The sequence below is a fragment of the Ferrovibrio sp. genome (assembly GCF_035304305.1).
Classification (GTDB): Bacteria; Pseudomonadota; Alphaproteobacteria; order Ferrovibrionales; family Ferrovibrionaceae; genus Ferrovibrio.
Map to the genome: position 1 here is coordinate 21,913 of NZ_DATGQG010000038.1, position 21,981 is coordinate 43,893.

The window sequence follows — 21,981 nt, forward strand, 5'->3', positions numbered from 1 at the left end:
CAGGGGTGGATTTTCGAATTTCCGCCACGCGTTAACGTTTCCGGACGGCCCGGGGCTGCTGCTATAGTTCCCTCAGGTTGAGGCGTCCCGAGTCCGCTGCGGCTCCAACACGTTCCAAGGAGATTCTCGATGAATGTTCGTATCGCTCTGCTGGCCGGCGCCGCCCTGGTGGGTCTGGCATCGGCCCCGGCGGTGGCGCAGGGCCAGGGTCCGTATGTCGGTATCGCCGGCGGTGCATCCTGGATTGAGGATGCCGACATTTCCGGTGCCGCGCCTGTCACCACGCTGGAGTTCGACACTGGCTGGGCTGCCCTGCTGAAGGGTGGCTATGCACTCGGCAACGGCCTGCGTCCGGAACTCGAACTCGGCATTCGCGACTGGGATGTCGACGGCGCCAACGGCGGCATCGCCGCGAGTGGCGAGCTGAAGATGTACACCGTCTTCGCCAATCTGAATTACGATTTCCTGCCAAACGGCAACTGGAGCCCCTATCTCGGCGCCGGCCTCGGTGTTGCCCGCTTCTCGGGTGACGTCACTGCCGGTGGCGTGACGGGCAGCGGCCAGGATACCACCTGGGCCGCACAGGGCATTGCCGGTCTGTGGTACGCGCTGAACAACAACTGGCTGGTGAGCGCGGATTATCGCTACCAGTTCGGCGGCGACCCCGATTTTGGCGGCGGCGTCGAGGGCGATCATTCGATCCACACCGTCATGCTCGGTCTGACCTACCGCTTCGGCGCTCCGGCCCCCGCGCCGCAGCCCGCCGTTGCCGCTCCGGCTCCCGCGCCGGCTCCGGCCCCGGCTGCTGCCGCTCCGCCGCCGCCGCCGCCGCGTCTGCCCGAGACCTATGTCGTGTTCTTTGCCTTCGACCGCGCGGAAGTCAGCCCGGTTGCGGCGCAGGTGCTTGATCGCGCCATCGCTGACTTCCGGTCGACCGGCATGACCAACATCGTCATCGAGGGCCATGCCGACCGTTCGGGCAGCGATGCTTACAACCAGCGTCTGTCGCAGCGTCGTGCGGAATCGGTTGCCGCCTACCTGCGCAGCAAGGGCATCGGACAGAACGCGATCCAGACGGCCGCCTTCGGCGAAAGTCGTCCGCGCGTTCCGACTGCCGACGGCGTCCGCAACGACGAGAACCGTCGCGCCGAACTGTTCCTGCGCAAGTAAGCCGGCGCAGAACGTCATCGCGGCCGCTCCTGCGCAGGCAGGGGCGGCCGTTTCTTTTGGCGGAGGCTCCTGCAGGGCGTCGTCCTGCCGGCTGGACATGACGACCGCAATCCCTAGATTATTGCCGTGATGTGGCACCAGCCGCGGACGGATTGGCATGTATCAGCAGACCACACGCGACATCTCGGTAACCGTGGAGCCGATCTACCTTGAGGAGCAGTCCTCGCCGGACGAGGGCTATTACGTCTGGGCCTACAACGTGAAGATCGAGAATGGCGGCGCAGATACCGTTCAGCTGCGCAGCCGCTACTGGCGCATCACCGACGCCCGCGGCCGGGTCCAGGAAGTGCGCGGGCCGGGCGTGGTGGGCGAGGAGCCGGTGCTCGGACCGGGCGAGAGTTTCGAATATACCAGCGGCACGCCGCTGCCGACCTCGTCGGGCTTCATGGTGGGCACCTACCAGATGGAGACCGAGAGCGGCGAGCAGTTCGAGGTGAATATCCCCGCTTTTTCGCTGGACCTGCCCCATGAGGCCCGCCGGGTCAACTGAACACGGCGGTGCCGGGACTGAATCCGGCATCACATTATGGCTTGCGCGAATGGCCTGCCGCCGCCGGAGTGGCCTATAATCCGGGCGGGGCAGACCGACCGATCCGTCGCCAGCCAGGAGAGATATCGTGAGCAACGCACCCAAATCAGGCGCCGCGAAGGCGATTGCCAATCTGGTCGAGCGGCCCGATGTGGTTCGACCGAGCCGCGCGGAAGCCGAGGAGGCCGTGCGCACGCTGCTGCGCTGGGCCGGCGACGACCCGGAACGGGAAGGCCTGCGCGGCACGCCCGACCGCGTGGTGCGGTCCTACGAGGAATTCTTCGCCGGCTACAAGGAGGATGCCGTCGCGCTGCTGGAGCGCACCTTCGAGGAAATCGACGGCTATGACGAGATGGTCGTCCTGCGCGACATCCGGCTGGAAAGCTACTGCGAGCATCACATGGTGCCGATCGTCGGCAAGGCCCACGTCGCCTATCTGCCGAGTACCCGCGTGGTCGGCATCTCGAAACTGGCACGTGTGGTGGAAGTCTACGCCAAGCGGCTGCAGATCCAGGAAAAGATGACCGCCCAGATCGCCAACACGATCAGCGCCGTGCTGCAGCCGCGCGGCGTCGCCGTGGTGATCGAGGCGGCGCATCAGTGCATGACCACCCGCGGCGTGCACAAGCCGGGCGTCACCATGGTGACCAGCCGCATGCTGGGCGCTTTCCGGGAGGATCCGCGCACACGGCAGGAATTCCTCGCCATGATCGGCAATCCGGCCAGCCGGGCCGAGTGAACCTGCCGCCGATCAACGCTATCGCACCACCCACCTGAACCCGGTCATGACATCCGCACAGCCTGTCCCCAGTCGCGCTGCGCTGGACTGGATCGAACGCCTGATCGCCTTCGACACCACCAGCCGCCTCAGCAACCTCGCCCTCATCGATGCGATTGCCGATTATCTGGCGCAGCATGGCATCGCCTCCGAACGCATCTTCGACGCGACGCGGACGAAGGCGAATCTCTACGCCACGATCGGGCCGAAGGACCGGCCGGGCATCGTACTCTCGGGCCATACCGACGTGGTGCCGGTGGACGGCCAGCCCTGGTCGAGCGATCCGTTCCGCGTGGTCGAGCGCGGCGGCAGGCTGTTCGGCCGCGGCACCGCGGACATGAAGAGCTTCATCGCGATCTGCCTGGCCATGCTGCCCGAGATGCTGGCCAGGCCGCTCAGCGTGCCGCTGCATTTCGCCTTCTCCTATGACGAGGAGGTCGGCTGTTTCGGGGTACATGGCATCGTCGATTACGTGAAGCACAGCGGCATGATGCCGCGGCTGGCGATCATCGGCGAGCCGACCGAGATGCAGGTCGTCACCGCGCACAAGAGCGTCTGCGCCTGCAACACGGTGGTGCGCGGGCTGGAGGCGCATTCCTCGGCGACGCACCAGGGCGTCAATGCCGTGCAGGTCGCCGGCGAGCTGATCGCGGAGATGAATCGGCTCCAGCGCGAATACCAGAAGCCGGAGCATTGCGACCACCGCTTCACCCCGCCGCATACCACCATCACGGTGGGGCAGGTGCATGGCGGCACCGCGCGCAACATCCTCGCCCGCGAATGCCTGCTGGAATGGGATGTGCGCAGCGTGAAGCCCGAGCACGATCTGGCCATCTTCGATGCCGTGCAGAAATTCGCCGAGGAACAGCTGCTGCCCGACATGCGGAAGGTCCATGCCGGCACGGGGATCGAGACGAAGATGGTGGCGCGCGTGCCGGGCTTCCTGCCCGTGGGCGTCAATCCGGCCGAGACGCTGGCGCTCCGGCTGGCCGGCCAGAACCAGACCCATGCGGTCGCCTATGGCACCGAGGCCGGCATCTTCCACGAGGCGGGCATTCCTGCCGTGGTCTGCGGACCGGGCAATATCCGCGAGGCGCACAAGCCGGACGAATATATCGAACTGTCGGAAGTCGCCGCCGGCGAGGCCTTCATGCAGAGGCTGATCGATTTCTGCCGCGACGACGGCAGCCTGTCATTCCTGCAGGATGCGGTCTAGGGCTTCCCGGTAGCGCGCGGCGTAGTCGCCGGCGCGGACATGCCGGCGGTTCTCGACCACGCGTCTGCCGCCCGCATAGACCTCGCGGATCGGCGATTGCGGCGTTGAGGTAAAGATCCAGGCATCCAGCGCCGCATCGCCGCGGCGCCCGGCCAGCGCCGGCGCATCCTCGTCCAGGCAGACGAAATCGGCGCGGCAGCCTGACGTGATCGCGCCGAGCTTCAGGCCCAGGGCCTGGGCGCCGCCGCGGCAGGCCGCATCGAACAGCCGGCGCCCGGTCGAGCGTTCCGGCCTGCCCGCCAGCAGGTTGCGGCCGCGATGCAGCAGGCGCTGGCCGTATTCCAGCAGCCGCAGGTCTTCCGCCGCATGCACGCCGATATGGCTGTCCGAGCCGATGCCGAAGCGGCCGTCCTGCGCGAGGTAGCTTACGGCCGGAAAGATGCCGTCGCCGAGATTGGCCTCGGTGCTCGGGCAGAGGCCGGCCACGGCCTGCGATGCCGCCAGCCGTGCCGTTTCGGCATCCGTCATATGGGTGGCATGCACCAGGCACCACCGGGCGCCCACCGCGCAATGGTCGAGCAGCCATTCCACCGGCCGCCGGCCCGACCAGGCGATGCAATCCTCCACCTCGGCGGTCTGCTCGGCGATGTGGATGTGAACGGGCGCGCCATTGTCGATCGCATCGATCATCTCCAGCGCCTGATCCAGTAGTTCGGGCGAGACGGCGCGCAGCGAATGCGGCGCGATGCCGAGCCGCCGGTCGCCGCGGTCGCGGAAGGCAGGCGCCAGCCGCTCCAGCAGCCTCGCATACGCCGGTGCATCATGCAGGAAGCGCCGCTGCCGCTCCTGCGGCGCGCGCGCGCCGAAACCGCCATAGCGATAGAGCACGGGCAAATGGGTCAGCGCGATGCCGGTCGAGTCCGCGGCCGCCAGCACGCGCCAGCTCAGTTCGGCCGGGTCGTCGTAGGCGCTGCCATCGGGCTGGTGGTGCACGTAGTGGAATTCGGCCACCGCCGTATAGCCGGCCTGCAGCATCTCGGCATAGAGCTGCGTTGCAATCGCTTCGATATCCTCCGGCGTCAGCCTGGCGGCGAAGCGATACATGGTTTCGCGCCAGGTCCAGAAGCTGTCGCCGCCCGCCGGTCCGCTGCGCTCCGCCAGGCCGGCCATGGCGCGCTGGAAGGCGTGGCTGTGCAGGTTCGGCAGGCCGGGCAGGGTGATGCCGCCGACCGGCTCGGCATCTTTCGCCGTGCTTTGCGGCGTCACCGCCGTAATCATGCCGCCTGCATCGACCTCGACCAGCACATCGTCGTGCCAGCCGTCCGGCAGCAGGGCGTGACGCAATAGGAAGCGGCGCATGACGGGGTCCTCGGGGTTGTATATATAAGTTGGCAGATATGGCTTCTGAACGGAAGGCGTGCGGCATGTGGGACAGCGTCTGGCGCAATGCGGATATCGCGACCATGCAGCCCGGGGGCGAGGCCTTCGGGGCGATCCGCGACGGTGCCATCGCCCTGAAGGATGGCCGCATCGCCTGGATCGGTCTGGCGCGCGACCTGCCGGCCGGAAATATCGGTCCGGAAACGGCGGTGCATGATCTCGGCGGCGGCTGGATCACGCCGGGCCTGATCGACTGCCATACCCATCTGGTCTATGGCGGCAGCCGCGCCCATGAATTCGAGCTGCGGCTGAACGGCGCGAGCTATGAGGAGATCGCCCGCGCCGGCGGCGGTATCGTTTCGACGGTTGCGGCCACGCGCCAGGCCGACGAGGAAGAGCTGCTGCGGCAGAGCGAGAGGCGCCTGCGCGCGCTGCTGGCCGAGGGCGTCACCACCATTGAGATCAAGTCGGGCTATGGCCTCGATCCCGGGAACGAGCTGAAATGCCTGCGCGTGGCGCGGCGCCTCGGCGAGCGCTATCCCGTGCGCGTGCGGACCACCCTGCTGGCCGCCCATGCCGTGCCGCCGGAATTCAAAGGCAATGCGGATGGCTACATCGATCTCGTCTGCCGCGAGATCATCCCCGAAGCGGCGAGCAGCGGCCTCGCCGATGCGGTGGATGCCTTCTGCGAGACCATTGGCTTCGATGCCGCGCAGACGCGGCGCGTCTTCGACACGGCGAAGAAGCACGGCCTGCCGGTCAAGCTTCATGCCGAGCAGCTCAGCAACATGAATGGCGCGGCGCTGGCGGCCGAATACGGCGCGCTTTCCGCCGATCATCTCGAGCATCTGGACGAGGCCGGCGCAAAGGCCATGGCGCAGGCCGGCACGGTGGCTGTGCTGCTGCCCGGCGCCTTCTACGTGCTGCGCGAGACGAAACTGCCGCCCGTCGATCTGCTGCGCCGGCATGGCGTGCGGATGGCGGTCTCCACCGACTGCAATCCGGGAACCTCGCCGGTCTCCTCGCTGCTGCTGATCCTGAACATGGCCTGCACGCTGTTCCGCCTGACGCCGGAAGAGGCGCTGGCGGGCGTGACGCGTCATGCTGCAGCAGCGCTGGGGCTGGGCGAATCGCACGGCATTCTCGCGCCGGGGCGGGCTGCGGATTTCGTGGTCTGGGACATCGATCGTCCAGCCGCGCTGGCCTACCAGATCGGCCTCAATCCCTGTCGCCAGGTGGTTTTCGGCGGAAGGCCGCTACGGCACTGAAGCCCATCGGCGTTAACCACAGCGGCGAACAAGATTGCACAGCGCGGACGCGCCTTTTATGCTTGCCGTAAGGGAATGCATGATTCACCCTTTTGGGCAGGTGACCCATGAGTGACTGGTTCTACGTTGCCGGCGGCGCCATCGTTCTGCTCTGGCTGGGTGCGTGGCTGCTGCTTCATCTCGGCAATTTCGAGCAGCGTATCAGCCAGATCCGCCTCACCCTCGACATGCGCATGAGCAGCATCGAGAAGCAGTTCGCCGCCTACAACAAGTTCTTTGCCGACAACGAGCGTGCGGCGCAGCTCACCTACGACGAACTGAACGATCTCAAGAAGGATATCGGCGATCTGAAGCAGCAGATCGACGAGGTCAAGCGCGCCATCAACGTGCTCGAAGTCGCGGTGAACGATCTCAAGCTGCGCAACAATCCCCGCAACCTGCGGGTCATCTGACCGGGTTTTCTAGGGCTGCAGGTCGGGCCAGAGCGCCCGCATGTCGGCCACGATCTCGTCGACGATCGCCGCCAGCAGCTTCTCGCCTTTCTCCGCCGTTGCCGCCGTCGCATCGCCGGTGGCGCCGCTGCGGTTGAGCTGGGCGCCCGGCCGTTCCTCGGGCGTCAGCCGCACCGGCTGGTGCAGCTGCAGGTCTGCCGCATCGCTCTCGGGCATGGCCGTTTCCGACAGGCGATCCAGCCGCACGAGCCCGGGAATGATCGCCAGCAGCAGCGAGGTATCGCGCTCGCCGCCCTCCGGATCGGCCCAGTCGATGCCGCAGCTGTCGCCCAGCAGCGCCAGGTCGGCCGTGACCACCTGGATGCCATGGCGCTGCAGGATCGTCTGGGTCGCCAGCCTGAGCGGCGCCGCGGTAGAGGGGCCGTTGTTGAGCAGCAGCACGCGCTCGGCGCCATGGCGCAGATAGCCTTCGATGATCTCGGTGACGAGGGCGGTGAAGGTGCCGGCTTCGAGATGCTGGCTGCCCGGATAGTCCATCACCTCCGGGTGGTAACCCTGGCCGATGGTCGGTGCCACCAGCACCGGCATCGCGGCCAGCAGCCGCTCGGCCACCGCCTCTACCACCAGCCGGTCGGTGCCCAGCGGCAGATGCGGCCCATGGGCCCGGGCCGCGGCGCCGATCGGCAGCACCACGGGCAAATCGTCGCCGATCAGGTCGGCCGCCTCCATCCAGGTCAGGTCGGCGAGGCGGAATCCGGTGCGGGGTTTGACGGCATTGGTCACGACGCCAGCCTATCATGTCCGGCTCCGTGTGCCATATCGACCTCTATCATATCCGGTGTCCGGCTTGCCGCAGCCCGCGGCAGAGCCTATGAGTGCGCCTCCTGATCCCGCGAGAGTGAAAGCCGTGCCCCGTCGCCCGCCCAGCAGCAGACCGCCCCGTCGAGACGGCGACAGACCCTCGCCGCGATCCCGCCGGGACGGGGATGCGAAGACCGCGCGCGGCCCGCAGCGCAATGCGCCGGCTGCCGGCCGGGGTGATCGCGACCGCGCGGAGGGAAAGCGCCCCGACAGCAAGCGGGCCGAGAACAGGCGGCCGGAGAATACGCGGCCGGAAAACAGGCGACCCGGAACCAGGAGTCCGGACGGCAGGCAGCGTGACGCCCGCCGCCCGGCCGAGCGCCGCGCCGGCGGCAGCCGCCCGGGAACCAACCGCAAGGTCATCGATGGCGCGGCGGCGCTGCTGGACGCCATCACGCAATCCGGCGATCCGGCCGATCGCGTGCGTCATGCCTGGATGCGCCAGCATCATCGCGCCTTCGATGCGGCCGAGCGCACGGCGCTGATCGGCCTGAGCGAAGACGTGTTGCGGCAGCGCGGCAAGCTCGACTGGTGGCTTACGGAAGCAGGCGCGGAACCGGACAACGCATTGCGCGTCGCGGCGCATCGCATCCTGGTCTCCGGCGCCAAGCCCGACAATCTGCTCTGGCTGTTCGAGCAGCCGGATGCCGTGGCGCCGGTCCTGCGCAAGCTGGATGGCCATACGCTGGAACATCCGAAGATGCCGCAGGCCGTGAAGCACAGCGTGCCGGAGTGGATTCTGCCGCATCTGAAGGAACGCTTCGGCGCCGATCTCGAGCTCGAGCTAGGCGCCATGCTGCGGCCCGCGCCGCTGGATGTGCGCATCAATCCGCTCAAGACCACGCGCGCAGCGGCGGAAGCGGCGCTGGCGGCGGAAGAGCTGCGCAGCCAGCCGACGCCGTTCTCGCCGCTCGGCCTGCGCCTGTCGCCGCAGGCCTATGTCAACAACACCCAGGCCTATGCCGAGGGACTGATCGAGCCGCAGGACGAAGGCTCGCAGCTGGCCGCCCAGCTGGTCGATGCGAAAGGCGCGAAATTCGTCGTCGATTTCTGCGCCGGTGCGGGCGGCAAGACGCTGGTGCTGGCGGCGGCGATGCAGAGTACCGGGCGGCTAGTTGCCATCGATATCAGCAGCGGGCGGCTGCAGCAGGCGCGGCTGCGCCTGCGGCGGGCCGGCGCCCATAATGCCGAATGCCGCGCCATCGAGCCGAAATGGCTGAAGCGCCATCGCGAACTGGCCGACCGCGTGCTGGTGGATGCGCCCTGCACCGGTACCGGCACCTGGCGCCGCAAGCCGGATGCGAAATGGCGCCTGACGCCGCAGGATCTGGAAGAACTTGTCCCGCGCCAGGCCGAGATCCTCGACCGCGCGGCCAGGCTCGTGAAGCCGGGCGGACGGCTCGTCTACGTGACCTGCTCGGTGCTGCTCGACGAAAACGAGCGGCAGGTGGAGGCGTTCCTCCGGCGCTGGCCGGACTTCGCGGTTCTGCCGGTAACCGAAGTCTGGCCGCAGACCATCGGCGGCGCCTGCCCGGTGCCGGGGCCTTACCTCAGCCTCTCACCCGGCCGCCACGGCACCGACGGTTTCTTCGCCGCGATTCTGGTCCGCAGCGCCTAGCCATTTGTCGAGGAAGCCGTCGAGCCAGGCGGAAATACCGGCATCGAAACGGCGATAGCCCTCGCGCATGACGTCGCGCGCCTGGGCGCCCGGCAGCACCAGGCGATGACCCGCCATCGTGCTCCAGCGCTGCATCATCGCGCCCGTCACTTCGGGATGGAACTGCAGGCCATAGGCGTTGCCGCCGACCCGCATCGCCTGGTTCGGATACCATTCGGTTGCGGCCAGCCGTTCGGCGCCGGCCGGCAGATCGAAGCCTTCGCCATGCCACTGGAAGATATGCAGCGGGTCGGGGAAGAGGTCGCGGCCGGCTTCGGTGGGCTTCACCGGGTAATAGCCGATCTCGTGCCAGCCCTCGCTGTTGGGTGCCACCCGGGCGCCCCCGGCACGGGCCAGCAGCTGCGCGCCGAGACAGATGCCCAGGAAGGGCGTGCCGCTGGCGACGACCTTCGGGATATAGGCGATCTCGGCGCGGATGAAGTCGAGATGGTCGTCATTGGCGCTCATCGGCCCGCCGAACACCACGCAGCCGGCATAATCCTGCGGCTGTCCGGGCAGCTCCTGCCCGAGGCAGGGACGGCGGATGTCGAGGCGGAAACCGCGTTCGCGCAGCTTGTCTCCGATCCGGCCGGGATCGGAACTCTCCTGATGCACGATCATCAGGATGGATGGCTGCGCACTCTGGGCCGGGGAGGGATCTGCCGCCTGCATCTCACCCCTATATCTATTGCGCCGTGATGCCGCCGTCGATCACGAATTCGGCCCCGGTGGTGAATTTCGACTCGTCCGAGGCTAGGTGCAGGATGCAGTAGGCCACGTCGTCCGGCTCGCCCAGCTTGCCCAGGGGCACCTGCGCCTCCAGCTTGCGCTTGCGTTCGGCCGGGTCGCCGCCGGCATAGATCATCGACTGCACCATGGGCGTGTCGATGAAGGTGGGATGCACCGAGTTGCAGCGGATGTCATAGCCGCGCTTGGCGCAGTGCAGCGCCGTGGTCTTGGCCAGCATGCGGGCGCCGGCCTTCGAGGTGTTGTAGGCCGACATGTTGTGGCCGGCGATGATGCCCGAGACCGAGGAAATGATGACGATCGAGCCGGGTGCATGCTTGCGCATCCGCGGCAGGCCGTGCTTGATGCCGAGGAAGGGGCCGTCGAGGTTGACGCTGTGCACGAAGCGCCACTCCTCCACCGAAATGTCTTCCACGCTCTTCAGTACGCCGACGCCGGCCGAATGCACCATGACATTCAGCTTGCCGAAGGCGGCTTCGGTCACGTCCAGTGCCGCGATCCACTGCTGCTCGCTGGTGACGTCGAGATCGACCGCGATGGCCGCCTTGCCGATTTCCTCGGCAACCTTGCGCGCGCCCTCGAGGTTCCGGTCGGCAACGACAACCTTCGCGCCTTCCTTTGCCATCAGCATGGCGGTGGCCCGGCCGAGCCCCGAGGCTCCGCCGGTAATCAGCGCGACTTTGTTGGCTACGCGGCCCGTCATGTCCGTTTCCTCCTGCTTTTGTTATCCGATCAATCCGGCTCTTCGAGTTTGGCCGGCAGTCCGGCATCGACCAGTGCTTTCAGCAGCTCGTCCAGGTGGGCGCGATCGCGCGCCTCGACGACGAATTCGATCTCCGTGGATTTGGCCGATGCCAGCGTGAACAGCCGCTGGTGCGCCACTTCCACGATGTTGACGCCCGCCTGGCCGATCACGCCCGATGCCTTCGCCAGTCGGCCCGGCGCGTCGTCGGTCATGACGATGATGCGGGCCAGGCGGCCGTCGCGCACCAGTCCGCGCATCAGCACGGAGGCGAGCAGCCGGGTATCGACATTGCCGCCGGAGATCACGATGCCGACATGGCGATCCCTGAACCGCTCCGGATTGGCCATCAGGGCGGCGAGGCCGGCGGCGCCCGCGCCTTCGGTCACGGTCTTCTCGATCTCGACCAGCGCCACGATGGCGCGTTCGATATCGGCCTCGCGTACGATCAGCACGTCTTCCACCAGCCGGCGCGCCACTTCCATCGGCGCGCGGCCGACATCGCGCACGGAAATGCCCTCGGCGATAGAGATGCCGCCGACACTCACCGGCTGGCCATGCATCTGCTGGTGCATGGCCGTGTAGAGTTCGCTTTCGACGCCGAAGATGCGCATTTCGGGCTTCAGCGCCTTCGCCGCCGTCGCCATGCCGGCGATCAGGCCGCCGCCGCCCACCGGCACGATCAGGTCCTGCAGCTGCGGCGCCTGTTCCAGCATTTCCAGCGCCATCGTGCCCTGGCCGGCCATGATGGCGGGATCGTCGTACGGATGGACGAAGACGAGATTTTCGTCGCGGGCGAGCTGCCCGGCCTTCGCGGCGGCCTCGGCCAGGGTTTCACCCTCCTGCACAACCCTCGCGCCGAAAGCCTTCACATGGCGCACCTTCACGAAAGGCGTGGTCTTCGGCATCACGATGGTGGCGGGAATTCCCAGTCGCCCGGCGTGATAGGCGACACCCTGGGCGTGGTTGCCGGCCGACATCGCGATCACACCGCGCCGGCGCTCGTCGTCGGACAGCTGCAGCAGCTTGTTCAACGCGCCGCGCTCCTTGAAGCTCGCGGTAAACTGGTGATTCTCGAATTTCAGCCAGACCTTGGCGCCGGTCAGCTTCGACAAAGTCCACGACTGCAGGCAGGGCGTCACGGCGACAGCGCCGCGGATGCGTTCCGCCGCCGCGCGCACGTCGTCGAGATTGATTGCCGGGATCAGGGCGGGTCCGGCTGCCACGTTACTGTTCATATCAACTCCCGGAATGGCGGCGGCAGCGCGGAACGGCTTGGACTTCCTGCCGCGCGGGACTACCTTTGACGCCATGGAAGCGCCGCATGACAGGTCCCTGCATGACAGGCCGGCGGATAACGGGATGCCGGATGACGGGTCGCCATATGGAAGGCCCGGCCCGGACAGGCCGCTTTTCGAGGCAGAACTGAGGCCGCACCGCTCGCTGTCGCCGCGCGGCTTCATGATTCTGATGTCTGTCTTCGGCGGCGTCAACTTCGTGGCGGGCACCGGTTTCTGGCTGCTTGGCGCCTGGCCGGTTTTCGGCTTCCTCGGTCTCGATGTGGCGCTGCTCTGGCTTGCCTTCCGCTACAGTTACCGGCAGGGGCAGGCACGCGAATTCATCCGGCTGGATGACAGCGGCCTGACCATTCTGCGCCGCGACGACCGGGGCCGCGAGCGGGTGACGAAGCTGCAGCCCTACTGGCTGCGCGTCGAATGCCGCGACGACGACGAATACGCCGCGCTCAGCCTGTGCAGCCATGGCCGCGCCACCGAGGTGGGCGGCTTCCTCAGTCCCGACGAGCGCCGCGATCTGGCCGCCGCCCTGCGACATGCGCTGCAGCAGCAGCGCAGCCCCGCCGGCGGCCTGTTCCCCCTCGGCCAGACCTAGAGCCCGGCGCGAACGCTTTACAGCCGCCGCCGGCGGACGCCCCAGCAGGCGTCCGGGCTGCTTTTCCCCCAAAACCGGCTTCAGTCCGTCACCCGGCCCGCAACCCAGCAAGGAGAAACGAAAGCCATGAGCGATTCCCTCTATCCCAAAGCGACCAAAGCCCTGGCCGACCGGCGCCGCGAGCTTGCGCCCGGGCCCGAGGCGGCCTTCCGCCAGTTCAGCCAGGCGGTGTTCCAGGACGGGGCGCTGGACGCGAAGACCAAGCAGCTGATCGCGGTGGCGGTCGCCCATGTGACGCAATGCCCCTATTGCATCCAGGGCCATACGAAGGCGGCGACCCGCGCCGGCGCGACGCCGGAGCAGGTGATGGAGGCGATCTGGGTGGCGGCCGAGATGCGCGCCGGCGGCGCCTTCGCCCATTCCGCCATCGCGCTGGAGACGATGGCGCCGAAGGAATAGGGAAACGGCAGTCCATTCCCCAGGATCGTCGCCCTCGCGACCGGCGCGAGGACGACGATTTCCGTATCCGGGCGCGTTCATCGCGGATTGCGAGCCGCTGCCCGCTAGCCGCTCAGGCCCAGCACGTCGGACATGCGGTAGAGGCCGGAGGGTTTGCCCTTGGCCCAGAGCGCGGCGCGCACGGCGCCCTTGGCGAACATGGCGCGGTCGGCCGCCTTGTGGGTGATCTCGATGCGCTCGTTGTCGGCGGCGAAGATCACCGTATGCTCGCCGATGACGTTGCCGCCGCGCAGCGCCGCGAAGCCGATATTGCCTTTCCGCCGCGCGCCGGTGATGCCGTCGCGACCGCGATCCGCCACCTTTTCCAGCAGCACGCCGCGGCCCTGCGCCGCCGCCTCGCCCAGCATGATCGCGGTGCCCGAAGGCGCGTCCACCTTCATGCGGTGATGCATCTCGACGATCTCGATATCCCAGTCCTCGCCCAGGGTTGCCGCCATCTGGCGCACCAGGCCCGCCATCAGGTTGACGCCCAAGCTCATGTTGTAGCTCTGCACGATCACCGTGTGATGGGCGCATTTCTTCAGCGCTTCGAGATGCTCGCTCTCCAGCCCGGTGATGCCGACGATGTAGGCGGCCTTGGCCTGGGCCGCGAGCGCGGCATTGTGGGCGACCACGGCGGGCGTCGAGAAATCGATCACCGCATCGACATTGGTGAAGAGCAGGGCGGGATCGTCGACGATCTTTACCCCGGTCGGGCCGATGCCGGCCAGTTCGCCGGGATCCCGGCCGGCCAGCGGCGAGCCCGGGCGTTCGCTGCCGCCCGCCAGCACGGCGCCGCTGGTGGCGGCGATCTCGCGCAGGATCGCCTGACCCATGCGGCCCGCCACGCCGACGATACCGATGCGAATGTCGGGCATGTTGTTCTCCCCTGCGAGTGACGAAACCGGCGGCACTCTAGCAGCAGGCTTTCGCGGCAGTCACCGGTCGGCGCGAAGCCCGGTTGCCCGGGAACAAAAAGAGTTCCTAAGATGGAGCGGAGCCGAATCGATGCCCCGTCCGTCCCAGCAGCCCCTCAGCATGAATCTTGCCCAGGCCCGCCGGCTCTGGCTGCGGGCGCAGCGGCTGGACGAGCCGACGCCCTTCGGCAGCGGGCCGGAAGCGACGCGGGCCGCAGTGGAGCATCTCGGTTATGTGCAGATCGACACGATCAACGTGATCGAGCGCTGCCACCACCATATCCTGTTCACGCGGATTCCCGATTACCGGCGCGCCCATCTGCACCAGGCGCAGGATGTCGACAAAACGGTTTTCGAATACTGGACCCATGCGCTGTCCTATGTGCCGGTGCGCGACTTCCGCTTCTTCGTCCGTGCGATGAAGCAGGACTGGGACAGCCGCGGCTGGTTCGCCAGCGTGCAGCCGAAGGACATGCGCAAGGTGCTGCGGCTGATCCGCGAGGGCGGGCCGCTCACCATCCGCGACATCGACGACGACGAACTGCGCGAGAAGGATCATCCCTGGGCGAGCCGCAAGCCGTCCAAGCGCGCGCTGCAGCTCGCCTTCTTCAAAGGCATCCTGACGGTGAGCGCGCGGTCCGGCATGGTGAAAACCTACGATCTCACCACGCGGCATTTCGGCTGGGAGAGGCTGCCGAAGGCGGCAAGCGAGCGCGAGGTGGCGGAATACGTGCTCGACCGTGCGCTGCGCGCGCAGGGACTGGTGAGTCTGGATTCGATCTGCCATCTCGATGCAGGCCGCAAGCCAGCAGTACGGGCGGTGATCGAACGCCGCGTGCGGCGCGGTGAACTTGTCCCCGTGGCGCTGGAAGGGGCGGGGAAACAGGCGCACTGGGCGCGGCCGGAGGCGCTGGAGGAGGTGCTGCCGCCGCTCTCCGGCGGCGTGCATATTCTCTCGCCGTTCGATCCGCTGGTCATCCAGCGCAGGCGGCTGCAGCTCTTCTTCGGCTATGAGCATCGCTTCGAGGCCTATCTGCCGAAGGAGAAGCGCGTCTTCGGCTATTTCGGCCTGCCGGTGTTGCTGGGCGACGGGATCGTCGCCGTGCTCGATCTCAAGACCGACCGCGAGAAGGGCAGGCTGCTGATGCAGCAATGGACCTGGATCGCGAAAGGCGCGCGGATGGAACGCAAGCGCCTGATCGAGGAAGCACTGGAACGGTTCGAGGCGTTTCAGCTCGGAAAATGAATTCCCTCTCCCGCAGGCGGGCGAGGGATTCTGCATACCGGAATATGCGCCCTTACTCCGGCTTGCCGCCGAGCATTTCCTTCACCTTGGCGAAGAAGCCCGAGCTTTCCGGGCTCGATTCCTCGTTTTCGATCTGGGCGAATTCCTCCAGCAGCTCGCGCTGGCGCTTGTTCAGGCGCACCGGCGTCTCGACCATCACCTGGATGTAGAGGTCGCCGTAGCCGGCACCGAAGCCGGACTGCTGCAGCGAGGGCATGCCCTTGCCGCGCAGGCGGAACTGCTTGCCGGTCTGGGTGCCTTCGGGAATGGTGACCCGCGCCTTGCCGCCGTCGAGCGTCGGCACCTCGATGACGCCGCCGAGCGTGGCGGTGATCATCGAGACCGGTACGCGGCAATGCAGGTGCTGGCCCTCGCGGCGGAACAGGCGGTGCGGCTTCACCGTGAGGAAGACATAGAGGTCGCCCGGCGCGCCGCCGCGGATGCCGGCCTCGCCTTCGCCGGCGAGACGGATGCGGTTGCCCTCGTCCACGCCCGGCGGGATGTCGACGGCAAGCGTCTTTTCCTTGTGCACGCGGCCGGCGCCGCCGCAGACCTTGCAGGGTTTCTCGATCACCCGGCCCATGCCGCCGCAGGTCGGGCAGCTGCGCTCGATGGTGAAGAAGCCCTGCTGGGCGCGGATCTTGCCATGGCCCTTGCAGGTCGGGCAGGCGATCGGCTGCGCGCCGGCCTCGGCGCCGGAGCCGTCGCAGGCCTCGCAGGAAACCGACGTGGGCACGCGGATCTTGGCCGCCTTGCCCTTGAAGCAGTCTTCCAGCGTGATCTCGAGATTGTAGCGCAGGTCGGAACCGCGATTGGCGCTCGAGCGCCCGCCGCCGGCGCGGCCGCCCATGAACTCGCCGAACAGGTCGTCGAAGATGTCGGAAAACGACGTGAAATCGAAGCCGGCACCGGCACCGCCGCCCCGTCCGCCCTCGAACGCGGCATGGCCGTACTGGTCGTAGGCCGCGCGCTTCTGGTCGTCCTTGAGGACGTCGTAGGCCTCGTTGATTTCCTTGAACTTCTGCTCGGCCTCCTTGTCGCCCGGATTGCGATCCGGGTGATACTGCATGGCCAGCTTGCGGTAGGCTTTTTTCAGGTCTTCAGCCGTGGCGTCGCGGCTCACGCCCAGAAGCTCGTAATAGTCGCGTTTTGTCGCCATGGGTCAGCTTTGTCTCTTGGAGCGGCCCGCTCCGGCACGCCCGAAGCAGACCGGGCGCCCGTGGAGGCGCCCGGCTTCATCGCAACGGTTACTGCTTCTTCTTGTCGTCCTTCACTTCCTCGAAATCGGCGTCGACCACGGTGTCGTCCGTCTTGGTCTCGCCGCCCGAGGCCGTGCTCTCGGTGCCGCCGGAAGCCTGGTCGGCCTGGCTCTTGTAGAGCGCCTCGCCGAGCTTCATCGAGGCCTGGCTGAGCGCCTGGCTCTTGGCCTTGATGCCATCCACGTCGTTGGCCTCGATCGCCTTGCGCAGGTCGGCGATGGCGGCCTCGACAGCCGACTTGTCGGCAGCCGGAGCCTTGTCGCCGAGATCGGCGATGGTCTTCTCGGAGGCATGGATCAGCGCCTCGGCCTGGTTCTTCACCTCGACCGCCTCACGCCGCTTCTTGTCTTCCGCGGCATGTTCCTCGGCTTCCTTCACCATCCGCTTGATGTCGTCTTCCGACAGACCACCCGAGGCCTGGATGCGGATCTGCTGCTCCTTGCCGGTGCCCTTGTCCTTCGCCGAGACATGCACGATGCCGTTGGCGTCGATGTCGAAGGTCACTTCGATCTGCGGCACGCCGCGCGGCGCGGCCGGGATGCCGACGAGGTCGAACTGGCCGAGCAGCTTGTTGTCCGCCGCCATTTCGCGCTCGCCCTGGAAGACCCGGATCGTCACGGCATTCTGGTTGTCCTCGGCCGTGGAGAAGACCTGGCTCTTCTTGGTCGGGATGGTCGTGTTGCGCTCGATCAGCTTGGTGAACACGCCGCCCAGGGTTTCGATGCCGAGCGACAGCGGGGTCACGTCGAGCAGCAGCACATCCTTGACGTCGCCCTGCAGCACGCCGGCCTGGATGGCGGCGCCGATGGCGACCACCTCGTCCGGGTTGACGCCCTTGTGCGGCTCGCGACCGAACAGCTGCTTCACCGTCTCGATAACCTTCGGCATGCGGGTCATGCCGCCGACCAGCACCACCTCGTCGATGTCGCCGGCCGACAGATCGGCGTCCTTGAGCGCCTTCTTGCAGGGCTCGATGGTGCGCTGCACGAGATCGTCGACCAGCGCTTCGAGTTTGGCGCGGGTCAGCTTCATCACCAGATGCTTCGGACCCGAGGCATCGGCGGTGATGAAGGGCAGGTTGATTTCGGTCTGCGTCGCGGACGACAGCTCGATCTTCGCCTTCTCGGCGGCTTCCTTCAGGCGCTGCAGCGCCAGGCGGTCGGAGCGCAGGTCGATGCCCTGCTCCTTCTTGAACTCGGTCGCCAGGTAATCGACGATCCGCAGGTCGAAGTCCTCGCCGCCGAGGAAGGTGTCGCCGTTGGTCGAACGCACCTCGAAGACGCCGTCGCCGATCTCGAGGATCGAGATGTCGAAGGTGCCGCCGCCCAGGTCGTAGACAGCGATCTTCTTGCCGTCGCCCTGCTTGTCGAGGCCGTAGGCAAGGGCGGCCGCGGTCGGCTCGTTGATGATGCGCAGCACTTCAAGGCCGGCAATGCGGCCGGCATCCTTGGTGGCCTGACGCTGGGCGTCGTTGAAGTAGGCGGGAACGGTGATCACCGCCTGGGTAACCTTCTCGCCGAGGAAGCTCTCGGCGGTTTCCTTCATCTTCTGCAGGATGAAAGCCGAGACCTGGCTCGGGCTGTATTTCTTGTCCTGGGCTTCGACCCAGGCGTCGCCGTTGTCGCCCTTGGCCACCTTGTAGGGGACCATTTCGGCGAACCGGCGGGTGGCATCGTCGCTGTAGGCGCGGCCGATCAGGCGCTTCACGGCGAACAGCGTGTTTTCCGGGTTCGTCACGGCCTGGCGCTTCGCCGGCTGGCCGATCAGGCGCTCATTGTCCTTGGTGAAGGCGACCATCGACGGCGTGGTGCGCGCGCCCTCGGCATTCTCGATCACCTTGGGAGTCTTGCCATCCATGATGGCAACGCACGAATTTGTCGTGCCGAGGTCGATACCGATGACTTTGGCCATTTTACGCTCCTTATTGCTGGCGGTCCGGGGCGGCCTAAAACCGAAGCACCGCGACGGACCCCTTCCGGTTCATGGTGTCGCCGGCTATGTAAGAGTGCCCTGCCGCCCCCGCAACGGGTGTGGCGAAAAAATGTCCGTTCGCCACCGCGTAAACACCGCCAAACCGGCCTGCAGGGCCGGCCCGGACTGGTTAACGGGGCCGGGAGGAGGCCAGAATGACCCCAGTAACCCTCGCGCGATCCGGCCTGTCCGGCACGATCCTTGCCGGAATCGGCTACGGCCTGGGCGGCTATTTCCTCTGGGGCCTCTCGCCGGTCTATTTCAAGGCCGTGGGCATGGCAGGGGTCTCGCCGCTCGAGCTGACCGCCCACCGCATCCTGTTTTCCTTCCTGCTCTGCGCCGGTCTGGTCCTGATTCTGGGCAAGGGCGGCGAGTGGCGGCAGGTGCTCACCAACGCGAAACTGCGGCTGGTGCTGGCCGCCACCTCGGTTTTCCTCCTGGGCAACTGGCTGGTTTTCGTCTGGGCCATCGACCGCGGGCAGGTGATGGCCTGCAGCCTCGGCTACTACATCAACCCGCTTTTCGCCATGCTGCTGGGCCGCCTCGTGCTCAAGGAGCGGGTGAGCCGGCTGCAATGGGGCGCCATCGCGCTGGCCGCGGCCGGGGTATTCGTGCTGATCCTGCGCGCGGCCGATTCCGGCATCTGGCTGGCGCTGATGATCGCCGTCAGCTGGGGCGGCTATGCGCTGCTGCGCAAGCTGTATCCGCTCGACAGCCTGATCGGCCTGACCACCGAGACCCTGGTGCTGTTTCCCGCCGCCATTGCCTATCTCCTCTGGCTCGGAGGCGAGGGGAGCGGCCGTTACCTGACGGCGGATGGCTGGGTGGTTTTCCTGCTGGTGATGGCCGGGCCCGTCACCGCCGCGCCGCTGGTGCTGTTCGCGGCCGGCTGGCGCCGGCTCCGCATGGTCACCATGAGCCTGCTCCAGTTCCTCTCGCCGAGCCTGCAGTTCCTGCTGGCCGTCCTGCTCTGGGAGGAGGCCTTCACCGACGCCCATGCCGTGGCTTTCGCCTGCATCTGGGGCGCGATTGCCATCTACAGCTGGAATTCCTGGCGAATTGCCCGCAGGACGGGCTGAGATTCAGGCGGGCTGCGCGGGACTGCCGCAACAGAAAAATCGTTGGACACCCGCCTGCACCGGGCGTTTGCTTGCAGGGCAACCATCCTCAGGGAGCGTGCCATGCTCGACAGACGTCACATGATGCTGGCGCTGGGCGCCGGACTGTCCACCGGGTTGTTTCCCTCCATCACGCTGGCGCAGGCCGCCGGAAAAGTCCCGGTCGATGCTAAAAGCGTGCTGATCGTGGTCGACGTGCAGAACTGCTTCGTGCCCGGCGGCAGCCTGGCGGTGAAGGATGGCGACCAGATCGTGCCGCTGATCAACCGCATCGCGAAAACCTTCAGGAATGTCGTGCTGACGCAGGACTGGCATACGCCGGATCACGTCTCCTTCGCGTCCCAGCATGGTGGCAGGAAGCCCTTCGAGGTGATCAGCCTGCCTTACGGCGAGCAGATCCTCTGGCCCGATCACTGCGTGCAGGGCACCGAGGGCGCGCAGTTGGTGAAAGGCCTCGACATTCCCCATGCGCAGCTCATCATCCGCAAGGGGTTCCACAAGGATGTCGACAGCTACTCCGCGTTTACCGAGGCCGACGGCAAGACCTCGACCGGACTCGGCGGCTATCTGAAGCAGCGCGGCATCCAGCGCGTCTTCGTGGCCGGTCTGGCGACGGATTTCTGCGTCGCCTGGACGGCAATGGACGCCCGCAAGCAGGAATTCGAGACCTTCGTGATCGAGGATGCCTGCCGCGGCATCGATACCCAGGGTTCGCTGGCGAAATCCTGGGAGGCGATGAAAGCGGCGGGCGTCCAGCGCATCCAGTCGGGCGATCTCGCCCCGGCCTGACTCGCCCCGGCCTGACGCACGGGCCTTTACAGCGGGGCGGAATGCGCCAGATTGGCGCCATGTCCGCCCCGCACGCCATTGACGGCTTCCGCTTCTATCCCGGCTTTCTCGACGCCGCGCAGCAGCGTGCTCTGCTCGATGCCGTGCTGGACGTGCAGAATGCGGCGCCGCCCTACCACGCGGCGATGCCGAAAAGCGGCCAGCGCATGAGCGTGGCCATGACCAATGCCGGACGGTTCGGCTGGTATTCCGACCGCGACGGCGGCTATCGCTACATCCGGCATCACCCGGAAACCGGTCGGCCCTGGCCGGCGATTCCCGATGAAGCTCTGGCGGTGTGGCAGACCGTGGCGGCGTATGCAGCCCCGCCGGAATGCTGCCTGATCAACCTCTATCGCGGAAGCGCCAGGATGGGCCTGCACCAGGACCGCGACGAACAGGATTTCGATGCGCCGGTGGTGTCGATCTCGCTGGGCGACACGGCGGTGTTCCGCATCGGCGGCGATACGCGGAAAGGCCCGACACGCTCGCTGCGGCTCAGTTCCGGCGATGTCTGCGTGCTTGGAGGTCCGGCGCGCATGGCCTTCCACGGCGTCGATCGGGTGCTGGAGGGCAGCAGCCGCCTGGTTCCCGGCGGCGGGCGCATCAATCTCACCCTGCGGCGGGTGACGAAGGCGGATTAAAAAGATCATGCCCGGGACGAGGCCCGGGCATGACGGTCTTCATTATCTGGATCCGCTGGATTACGCCTGCGTATTCACCGTCTGGCCGGGCTGGGCCTCGGGCTGCGGGCCGCCCTTGGAGACGCCGACCATGGCCGCGCGCAGCAGCCGGCCATGCTGGACATAGCCGGCGGTGATCACCTGCAGCACGGTGCCGGCGGCGACATTCGGATCCTCGATCTCGAACATCGCCTGGTGCAGGTTGGGGTCGAAACGCTGGCCCTGGGGGTCGATGCGGGTGATGCCGTGGCGCTCGAACACGCTGAGCAGCTCGCGTTCGGTGGCCTCGACGCCGATCACCAGATTCTTCGTCACCTCGTCGCCGCTGTCCTTCGGCGCGCTGTCGAGCGCGCGGCGCAGGTTGTCGGCGACGCTGAGCACATCCTTGGCGAATTTGCTCGCGGCGAACTTCACCGCGTCTTCCTTTTCGCGCTCCAGCCGGCGGCGCAGATTCTCCGCATCGGCCAGCGACCGGAGGACCTGATCCTTCAGCTCGGCGATCTCCGCCTGGGCCTTGGCGAGCTCGGCGGCCAGATCGGTCTCGACGGCGGGGCCGGGAGCGGCAGCGGGTTCGGCAGGCTGCCCGTTCTGTGCGGAAACCTGATCGTCTGCGGGAGTCTGTCGTTCGGTCTGGGTCATGATCTGTCCTTGCAACAGCCGGTCATATACGGA

22 protein-coding genes are annotated in these 21,981 nt (G+C 67.0%); 13 read left to right on the forward strand and 9 right to left on the reverse strand.

What is annotated here, in order from left to right; all coding sequences use genetic code 11:
* Positions 1–129 precede the first annotated feature (129 nt).
* The 4 genes from VKZ87_RS04510 (at position 130) to argE (ending at position 3,753) form a co-directional block, all read left to right on the forward strand.
* On the forward strand, positions 130–1,170 hold the full coding sequence (locus VKZ87_RS04510; RefSeq protein ID WP_324220058.1) for an OmpA family protein: 1,041 nt from the start codon (positions 130–132) through the stop codon (positions 1,168–1,170).
* A gap of 157 nt (positions 1,171–1,327) precedes the next feature.
* Positions 1,328–1,720: a Co2+/Mg2+ efflux protein ApaG gene (gene apaG / locus VKZ87_RS04515; RefSeq protein WP_324220059.1), complete on the forward strand. Its 393-nt coding sequence runs from the start codon at positions 1,328–1,330 to the stop codon at positions 1,718–1,720.
* Positions 1,721–1,883: 163 nt separating this feature from the next.
* Positions 1,884–2,498: a GTP cyclohydrolase I FolE gene (gene folE / locus VKZ87_RS04520; protein WP_414655624.1), complete on the forward strand. Its 615-nt coding sequence runs from the start codon at positions 1,884–1,886 to the stop codon at positions 2,496–2,498.
* A gap of 46 nt (positions 2,499–2,544) precedes the next feature.
* On the forward strand, positions 2,545–3,753 hold the full coding sequence (argE, locus tag VKZ87_RS04525; RefSeq protein WP_324220060.1) for an acetylornithine deacetylase: 1,209 nt from the start codon (positions 2,545–2,547) through the stop codon (positions 3,751–3,753).
* Here argE and VKZ87_RS04530 read toward each other — a convergent pair.
* Positions 3,730–5,112, reverse strand: coding sequence for a formimidoylglutamate deiminase (locus tag VKZ87_RS04530; RefSeq protein WP_324220061.1), 1,383 nt, complete (start codon positions 5,110–5,112; stop codon positions 3,730–3,732). The two genes, argE and VKZ87_RS04530, sit on opposite strands and share 24 nt — an antisense overlap.
* 65 nt (positions 5,113–5,177) lie before the next feature.
* On the opposite strand from VKZ87_RS04530, the gene hutI reads away from it, so the two are divergent.
* Together hutI and VKZ87_RS04540 are read left to right on the forward strand one after the other, a co-directional pair.
* Positions 5,178–6,401: an imidazolonepropionase gene (gene hutI / locus VKZ87_RS04535; protein ID WP_324220062.1), complete on the forward strand. Its 1,224-nt coding sequence runs from the start codon at positions 5,178–5,180 to the stop codon at positions 6,399–6,401.
* Positions 6,402–6,508: 107 nt separating this feature from the next.
* Positions 6,509–6,853, forward strand: coding sequence for a hypothetical protein (locus VKZ87_RS04540; protein ID WP_324220063.1), 345 nt, complete (start codon positions 6,509–6,511; stop codon positions 6,851–6,853).
* 9 nt (positions 6,854–6,862) lie between these two features.
* On the opposite strand, the gene VKZ87_RS04545 is transcribed toward VKZ87_RS04540, so the two are convergent.
* Entirely contained in the window at positions 6,863–7,636 is a 774-nt protein-coding gene (locus VKZ87_RS04545; RefSeq protein WP_324220064.1) for a creatininase family protein, read from the reverse strand.
* A 124-nt stretch (positions 7,637–7,760) separates the two neighbouring features.
* Between VKZ87_RS04545 and VKZ87_RS04550 the strand changes: the two genes are divergently transcribed.
* Positions 7,761–9,332: an RsmB/NOP family class I SAM-dependent RNA methyltransferase gene (locus VKZ87_RS04550; protein ID WP_324220065.1), complete on the forward strand. Its 1,572-nt coding sequence runs from the start codon at positions 7,761–7,763 to the stop codon at positions 9,330–9,332.
* On the opposite strand, the gene VKZ87_RS04555 is transcribed toward VKZ87_RS04550, so the two are convergent.
* The 3 genes from VKZ87_RS04555 to VKZ87_RS04565 are packed head-to-tail and all read right to left on the reverse strand — an operon-like array spanning position 9,273 to position 12,098.
* Positions 9,273–10,043, reverse strand: coding sequence for a glutamine amidotransferase-related protein (locus tag VKZ87_RS04555; protein WP_324220066.1), 771 nt, complete (start codon positions 10,041–10,043; stop codon positions 9,273–9,275). The two genes, VKZ87_RS04550 and VKZ87_RS04555, sit on opposite strands and share 60 nt — an antisense overlap.
* A 13-nt stretch (positions 10,044–10,056) precedes the next feature.
* On the reverse strand, positions 10,057–10,821 hold the full coding sequence (locus tag VKZ87_RS04560; RefSeq protein ID WP_324220067.1) for an SDR family oxidoreductase: 765 nt from the start codon (positions 10,819–10,821) through the stop codon (positions 10,057–10,059).
* Between the two features lie 29 nt (positions 10,822–10,850).
* Entirely contained in the window at positions 10,851–12,098 is a 1,248-nt protein-coding gene (locus VKZ87_RS04565; RefSeq protein ID WP_324220068.1) for a threonine ammonia-lyase, read from the reverse strand.
* A gap of 124 nt (positions 12,099–12,222) precedes the next feature.
* Between VKZ87_RS04565 and VKZ87_RS04570 the strand changes: the two genes are divergently transcribed.
* The gene (locus VKZ87_RS04570) at positions 12,223–12,750 is read left to right on the forward strand and encodes a DUF2244 domain-containing protein (RefSeq protein WP_324220069.1); all 528 of its coding nucleotides are present in this window, start codon (positions 12,223–12,225) and stop codon (positions 12,748–12,750) included.
* A 126-nt stretch (positions 12,751–12,876) separates the two neighbouring features.
* Positions 12,877–13,209: a carboxymuconolactone decarboxylase family protein gene (locus VKZ87_RS04575; protein WP_324220070.1), complete on the forward strand. Its 333-nt coding sequence runs from the start codon at positions 12,877–12,879 to the stop codon at positions 13,207–13,209.
* A gap of 104 nt (positions 13,210–13,313) precedes the next feature.
* Here VKZ87_RS04575 and dapB read toward each other — a convergent pair whose 3' ends face one another.
* The gene (dapB, locus tag VKZ87_RS04580) at positions 13,314–14,117 is read right to left on the reverse strand and encodes a 4-hydroxy-tetrahydrodipicolinate reductase (RefSeq protein WP_324220108.1); all 804 of its coding nucleotides are present in this window, start codon (positions 14,115–14,117) and stop codon (positions 13,314–13,316) included.
* A gap of 139 nt (positions 14,118–14,256) precedes the next feature.
* Between dapB and VKZ87_RS04585 the strand changes: the two genes are divergently transcribed.
* Positions 14,257–15,411: a winged helix-turn-helix domain-containing protein gene (locus VKZ87_RS04585; RefSeq protein WP_324220071.1), complete on the forward strand. Its 1,155-nt coding sequence runs from the start codon at positions 14,257–14,259 to the stop codon at positions 15,409–15,411.
* Positions 15,412–15,463: 52 nt separating this feature from the next.
* On the opposite strand, the gene dnaJ is transcribed toward VKZ87_RS04585, so the two are convergent.
* Entirely contained in the window at positions 15,464–16,609 is a 1,146-nt protein-coding gene (gene dnaJ, locus VKZ87_RS04590; protein WP_324220072.1) for a molecular chaperone DnaJ, read from the reverse strand.
* 88 nt (positions 16,610–16,697) lie between these two features.
* Entirely contained in the window at positions 16,698–18,620 is a 1,923-nt protein-coding gene (gene dnaK / locus VKZ87_RS04595; protein WP_414655623.1) for a molecular chaperone DnaK, read from the reverse strand.
* Between the two features lie 215 nt (positions 18,621–18,835).
* Here dnaK and rarD point away from each other — a divergent pair, with 215 nt between their 5' ends.
* From rarD to VKZ87_RS04610, 3 genes are all read left to right on the forward strand, one after another.
* Positions 18,836–19,759 (forward strand): EamA family transporter RarD, encoded by a 924-nt coding sequence (gene rarD / locus VKZ87_RS04600; protein ID WP_324220073.1) that lies wholly within the window; start codon positions 18,836–18,838, stop codon positions 19,757–19,759.
* Positions 19,760–19,861: 102 nt separating this feature from the next.
* Complete coding sequence (gene pncA, locus VKZ87_RS04605; RefSeq protein ID WP_324220074.1) at positions 19,862–20,587, forward strand: bifunctional nicotinamidase/pyrazinamidase; 726 nt, start codon at positions 19,862–19,864, stop codon at positions 20,585–20,587.
* 59 nt (positions 20,588–20,646) lie between these two features.
* Positions 20,647–21,270 (forward strand): alpha-ketoglutarate-dependent dioxygenase AlkB, encoded by a 624-nt coding sequence (locus VKZ87_RS04610; RefSeq protein ID WP_324220075.1) that lies wholly within the window; start codon positions 20,647–20,649, stop codon positions 21,268–21,270.
* Between the two features lie 60 nt (positions 21,271–21,330).
* Here VKZ87_RS04610 and grpE read toward each other — a convergent pair whose 3' ends face one another.
* A complete protein-coding gene (gene grpE, locus VKZ87_RS04615) occupies positions 21,331–21,948 on the reverse strand; it encodes a nucleotide exchange factor GrpE (protein ID WP_324220076.1) in 618 nt (205 codons plus the stop codon).
* Positions 21,949–21,981: the final 33 nt, after the last annotated feature.